Origin of the sequence: Pantoea sp. GCM10028869, assembly GCF_042666835.1 — a bacterium.
Lineage (GTDB): Bacteria > Pseudomonadota > Gammaproteobacteria > Enterobacterales > Enterobacteriaceae > Pantoea > Pantoea leporis.
The window spans coordinates 1-5,076 of sequence record NZ_JBHTGO010000017.1 but is presented as its reverse complement, the minus strand read 5'-3'; the positions used below and the strand labels follow the sequence as shown (position 1 = coordinate 5,076).

5 protein-coding genes and 4 tRNA genes are annotated in these 5,076 nt (G+C 46.1%); 2 read left to right on the top strand and 7 right to left on the bottom strand.

Annotated features, from left to right (window positions below):
* From ACFQW4_RS23590 to ACFQW4_RS23570, 5 genes are all read right to left on the bottom strand, one after another.
* Positions 1 to 133: GTP-binding protein (locus ACFQW4_RS23590; protein WP_255526522.1), on the bottom strand; the 133-nt coding region annotated here is incomplete at its 3' end.
* A 107-nt stretch (positions 134 to 240) separates the two neighbouring features.
* Positions 241 to 316 (bottom strand) — tRNA-Thr (locus ACFQW4_RS23585).
* A gap of 5 nt (positions 317 to 321) precedes the next feature.
* Positions 322 to 396, bottom strand: a tRNA-Gly gene (locus ACFQW4_RS23580).
* Between the two features lie 192 nt (positions 397 to 588).
* A tRNA-Tyr gene (locus ACFQW4_RS23575) sits at positions 589 to 673 on the bottom strand.
* Between the two features lie 7 nt (positions 674 to 680).
* Positions 681 to 756: transfer RNA gene (locus tag ACFQW4_RS23570), tRNA-Thr, on the bottom strand.
* A gap of 328 nt (positions 757 to 1,084) precedes the next feature.
* On the opposite strand from ACFQW4_RS23570, the gene ACFQW4_RS23565 reads away from it, so the two are divergent.
* Together ACFQW4_RS23565 and coaA are read left to right on the top strand one after the other, a co-directional pair.
* A complete protein-coding gene (locus tag ACFQW4_RS23565) occupies positions 1,085 to 1,642 on the top strand; it encodes a GNAT family N-acetyltransferase (protein ID WP_101762580.1) in 558 nt (185 codons plus the stop codon).
* Positions 1,643 to 1,844: 202 nt separating this feature from the next.
* The gene (gene coaA / locus ACFQW4_RS23560; protein ID WP_350261399.1) at positions 1,845 to 2,795 is read left to right on the top strand and encodes a type I pantothenate kinase; all 951 of its coding nucleotides are present in this window, start codon (positions 1,845 to 1,847) and stop codon (positions 2,793 to 2,795) included.
* 60 nt (positions 2,796 to 2,855) lie between these two features.
* Here the strand turns inward: coaA and birA are convergent, their stop codons facing one another.
* Positions 2,856 to 3,818: a bifunctional biotin--[acetyl-CoA-carboxylase] ligase/biotin operon repressor BirA gene (gene birA / locus ACFQW4_RS23555; RefSeq protein WP_192415497.1), complete on the bottom strand. Its 963-nt coding sequence runs from the start codon at positions 3,816 to 3,818 to the stop codon at positions 2,856 to 2,858.
* Positions 3,815 to 4,852 (bottom strand): UDP-N-acetylmuramate dehydrogenase, encoded by a 1,038-nt coding sequence (gene murB, locus ACFQW4_RS23550; protein ID WP_210082114.1) that lies wholly within the window; start codon positions 4,850 to 4,852, stop codon positions 3,815 to 3,817. The genes birA and murB overlap by 4 nt, the downstream gene beginning before the upstream one ends.
* Positions 4,853 to 5,076 lie beyond the last annotated feature (224 nt).

Sequence of the window (5,076 nt, the reverse complement as noted above, 5' to 3'; positions counted from 1 at the left end):
TTGCCTTACCGCCGTAGGTTTTAGCCAGTACGGTAGTAATTGCTGCAGTCAGGGTGGTTTTACCGTGGTCGACGTGACCGATGGTGCCCACGTTTACGTGCAGTTTGTTACGCTGAAATTGCTCTTTAGCCATCGCTAGTCCCTCTAAGACACGGATATATCGAAGATATCGTCATATCAACCAGGCATTGCCTGACTGTTTGGTTTACAGAGAGAGAATCAGGAGAGAGATAAAGGAAGTGGTGCTGATACCCAGAGTCGAACTGGGGACCTCACCCTTACCAAGGGTGCGCTCTACCAACTGAGCCATATCAGCACATCTGGAGCGGGCAGCGGGAATCGAACCCGCATCATCAGCTTGGAAGGCTGAGGTAATAGCCATTATACGATGCCCGCATCCTGGAACTCGGCTACCTGTTCTTTCTGTAGCTTATGAATAATAAAAGAAGACCTTCTATTATTCGAGCCGGTCAGAGTTGCTGACCAACTTTGATTGCGCTAATGCGCAATCTGAAATTCGAAGGTGAGAGATGAAGAACTCACCCATCAGATAAAGACTTTATCTGACGCCCAACCAGGAGGTTGAGATGGTGGTGGGAGAAGGATTCGAACCTTCGAAGTCTGTGACGGCAGATTTACAGTCTGCTCCCTTTGGCCGCTCGGGAATCCCACCTACTTGATGGTGCCGGCTACCGGAATCGAACTGGTGACCTACTGATTACAAGTCAGTTGCTCTACCAACTGAGCTAAGCCGGCATCAAGTGGAGCGCATTCTAGGAATACCCGAAGAAGGATGCAACAAAAAAATCGTCAAAATTGTTCTATCGCTTACTATTTGTGCAAATCATCTCAAATCAGCCATCAGCTGCAGTAAAATCACCCTAAACCTGTGCATTTTTACACCACCACATCGATTGATTGCTATGAACCGCCATCATTTTCAATGCACATATTTGAAGCACACTGCCTTTCTGCTGTGCAAATTGTAGAAAATTTTTTGTGAAACTACCCGCTACACTCGATTTTTCTGCTGGCCTGCATTTTGCTTATCTATTTAATCGGGTCATTAAATGGAGGATGTCGCATGAATATTGTTCAGCTCACTGCAGAAACATTACCCCTTTATCGTCAGGCTTTGGCTGCCCTGATGGTTGAAGCGGTAAAAAACAATATGACTTCGGCATTTCAACATTCGCAAAAGATGCAACAGTATCAGGATGCCGAGCGCTATTTTCATAGCTTGCGCAACAAAATGGCACGCCATGAGTTGCTGCTATGGATTGCCGTCATCGACTCGGTTGTGGTGGGAAGCGTGCAGCTCAATATTTGTCAGCGTCCAGATGGACAAAATCGCGCGGAAGTTTTACAGCTGCTTGTGCATTCAAATGCTCAGCGAGAAGGGATTGGACGCAGATTAATGCAGACGCTTGAGCACAAGGCAGAAAGCTATCAGCGTGGTCTGCTTTATTTGGATGTCATTGCAGGTTCTGCAGAAGAAATTTTTTATCGGGCACATGGCTACCGCTATTTAGGGGAATTGCCCGACTATGCATTATGCGCGGATGGGCATCCTCATCCCGGCGCGATTTACTATAAACGTCTGCGTACCAGCCCAGCAGAAAATGTAGCGACAAGCTACTGACCGACAAGAAAAATGCGGGCACGCTTGCGAAAGCGTGCTCCTGTTTATCATTTTACTTCTTTTTAAAGTCACACTGGTGTTACCCTCCTGCCCATTGTTCTCGTTAATTACCCCTGTGACGTGCAATTGAGTTTGATACATCTTCGTATGCCTAATGCAGCAAGGTGTTGATTAATCAGAATTTGCACTCAGATGCATGCTTATGAGTAAAAAAACGACACCTCTTACTACGCCTTATTTGCAGTTCAATCGCCAGCAATGGGCAGCACTACGCGATTCAGTACCAATGACATTGGCTGAAGGTGAAATTGAGCGTCTGCGTGGTATCAATGAAGATCTTTCATTAGAAGAAGTGGCCGAGATTTATCTGCCGCTATCGCGTCTGCTTAATTTTTATATCAGTTCTAATCTGCGTCGTCAGGCGGTGCTTGAGCAATTCCTTGGCACTAATGGGCAGAAAATCCCTTATATCATCAGTATTGCCGGCAGCGTTGCGGTAGGAAAAAGCACAACTGCTCGTGTGCTTCAGGCGCTTCTTAGCCGCTGGCCAGAACACCGCAAAGTAGAACTGATCACTACTGATGGTTTTTTGCATCCTAATGCCGTGCTTAAAGAACGCGGTTTGATGAAGAAAAAAGGGTTCCCGCAATCTTACGATATGCATCGCCTGGTTAACTTCGTATCTGATTTAAAATCGGGTGCTAGCCAGGTGACAGCGCCGGTTTATTCTCATCTGATTTATGATGTCATTCCGGATGGCGATAAAGTCGTACAACAGCCTGATATTCTTATTCTTGAAGGATTGAATGTGCTGCAAAGCGGTATGGACTATCCTCACGATCCTCATCATGTATTTGTGTCTGATTTCGTGGATTTTTCAATTTACGTCGATGCATCAGAGTCCTTACTCGAGAGCTGGTATGTAAATCGCTTTTTGAAATTTCGTGAGGGAGCGTTTAGCGATCCGGACTCTTATTTCCATCACTATTCGCAATTACCCGAAGAGGATGCACTCAATATTGCGCATGGGCTATGGAAAGAGATTAACTGGCTTAATTTAAAGGAAAATATCCTGCCTACACGTGAACGAGCAAGTCTTATTATGACGAAGTCGGCTGATCATGCGGTGCAAAGTGTACGTTTGAGGAAATAGTCTTTTTTATAAAATGCCCATAAAAGATCGTGGGCATTTTGATTTGTTAGCTCAGATGCATTAATTGTCTGGACGAAGAGAAATCTCACCCCCAACCCAGGATTTAATGACTCCATTCTGCTCCAGTAATAAGCCACCCTGCTTATCAATACCTCGCGCAATGCCATGTACCTCACGATCCCCAATAAGAAGCTTCACTGGGCGATTAATGAAGTTATCAAGGGCTTCCCAGCGGGAAACAAATGGCGCCAAACCATCGCGCTCAAAAATAGGTAACGCTTCACGCAGGCTATTGATCAACTTCGCAGCTAACTCGTTGCGATCGATATCAACACCAGCTTCCTGAAGATTAATCCAACCCTGATTAATTTCTGCCGTGCCTTCTGAACGCATCAGCAAATTGACACCAGCACCTATAACAATCTGAGCTGCATCGCCGGTTTTTCCAGTTAACTCAACTAAAATACCAGCAAGCTTACGATCGTTAAGATAGAGATCATTCGGCCATTTAACCCGGACATCCGGAGCACCTAATGACTGAATCACTTCTGCCATGATGATACCAATCACCAGACTCAGGCCCATCGCCGCAGCAGGCCCCTGATCAAGACGCCAATACATGGACATATACAGGTTGGAGCCAAACGGTGAAAACCATTTACGCCCGCGACGTCCGCGCCCTGCTTGCTGATACTCGGCAATGCATGCGTAGCCAGACGGCAATTGATCCATCCGATCCAGCAAATACTGGTTAGTAGAATCGATAACAGGAATAACCGCCAGATTAGGTTGATGCAGGAGAGACAGAATGATTTCTTCATCCAGTAACTGAATTGGCTCTGGTAAGCTGTAGCCTTTACCCGTTACCGTATATACATCCAGACCCCAACTTTTGAGAGTCTGTATATGTTTATTAATGGCAGCACGGCTCATACCAAGCGCTTCGCCCAGCTGCTCACCAGAGTGAAATTCACCATCGGCCACCAATGCCACTAACTTTAACGGCACGCTATTATCTTTCATGAAATTACCTCAACGGCATTACGCTCGCCTCGAGCACCGATAAAGCGCACTTCTGGCTCCAGCCAAACATCAAACTTTTGTCCGACTCTATTTCTAACCTGATGCGCTAAATCGACAATATCCTGTGGAGTGGCATAATCTTCATTTATCAGTACCAAAGCCTGCTGACGGTGAACTGCGGCGCCACCTACACGGAAGCCTTTAAGACCACATTGGTCGATCAACCAGCCAGCTGCTAATTTCACTTCGCCACTGGCCTGTGGATAATGAGGAATGGATGGCCACTGCTTAATTAGCGCATCTGCATGCTCAGCTGTGATCAGCGGATTTTTGAAGAAACTACCGACATTACCTGTGATTTTTGGGTCGGGCAGTTTGCTTTGGCGCATATTGCAAATAGCATTGAATACATCCCAGGCACACACTGTTGCTGGGTTTAACTTAGTCAGCTCGCCATAAGTTAGAACAGGTTTCCACTGTTTTGCCAGACGTAATCCCACTGCAACAATGACATAGTCATCCTTCATTGCATGTTTGAAAATACTATCGCGATAGCTAAACTGGCACTCTTCTCGATACAAACGAATCATATGTTGCGTTGGGAGATGTATAGCTTCAACGTAGTGACAGATATCTTTAAATTCGACACCATATGCACCGATATTTTGAATCGGTGCTGAGCCGGCCATACCAGGAATCAGCGCCAGGTTTTCCAGCCCTGTAATACCCTTCTTTAGCGTCTTTTCAACTAAAGCATGCCAATTTTCGCCGGCACCAACATGCAAGTGCCAGGCTTCGTCATGCTCTTCGATAGCGATGCCTTTAATCGCATTAATTACCACCGAGCCGCTAAAATCTTCAAGAAAGAGTACGTTGCTCCCTTCGCCTAATACAATAAAAGGCAGATTTGATTGCTGACTGTTTTTCCAGGCCAAAGTAATAGCGTCAGGAGTTTCAGCGATGGTCAGCGTTTGTGCATTGATCGTAAGACCAAGAGTGTTGAAAGCTTTCAGGGATGTATTGGGGCTGGACATTTCACGGCCTTTACTGATTAATCTGACCGTAGTTTACCTGATCGGTAGGTTGCGAGTTTGATGTTTTCTTATTTCTGATGGGAAATTGCTAATGTATAGACGTAAAAAAGCCCCGGACTTTCGTCCGGGGCTTCTTCACTATTTGATGCCTGGCAGTTCCCTACTCTCGCATGGGGAGGCCCCACACTACCATCGGCGCTACGGCGTTTCACTTCTGAGTTCGG

What these genes read in the sequence shown, in the direction of transcription:
- ACFQW4_RS23565 (WP_101762580.1), top strand. Translation starts at nt 1,085, where the DNA reads ATGAATATTGTTCAGCTCACTGCAGAAACATTACCCCTTTATCGTCAG.
- coaA (WP_350261399.1), top strand. Translation starts at nt 1,845, where the DNA reads ATGAGTAAAAAAACGACACCTCTTACTACGCCTTATTTGCAGTTCAAT.
- birA (WP_192415497.1), bottom strand. Translation starts at nt 3,818, where the DNA reads ATGAAAGATAATAGCGTGCCGTTAAAGTTAGTGGCATTGGTGGCCGAT.
- murB (WP_210082114.1), bottom strand. Translation starts at nt 4,852, where the DNA reads ATGTCCAGCCCCAATACATCCCTGAAAGCTTTCAACACTCTTGGTCTT.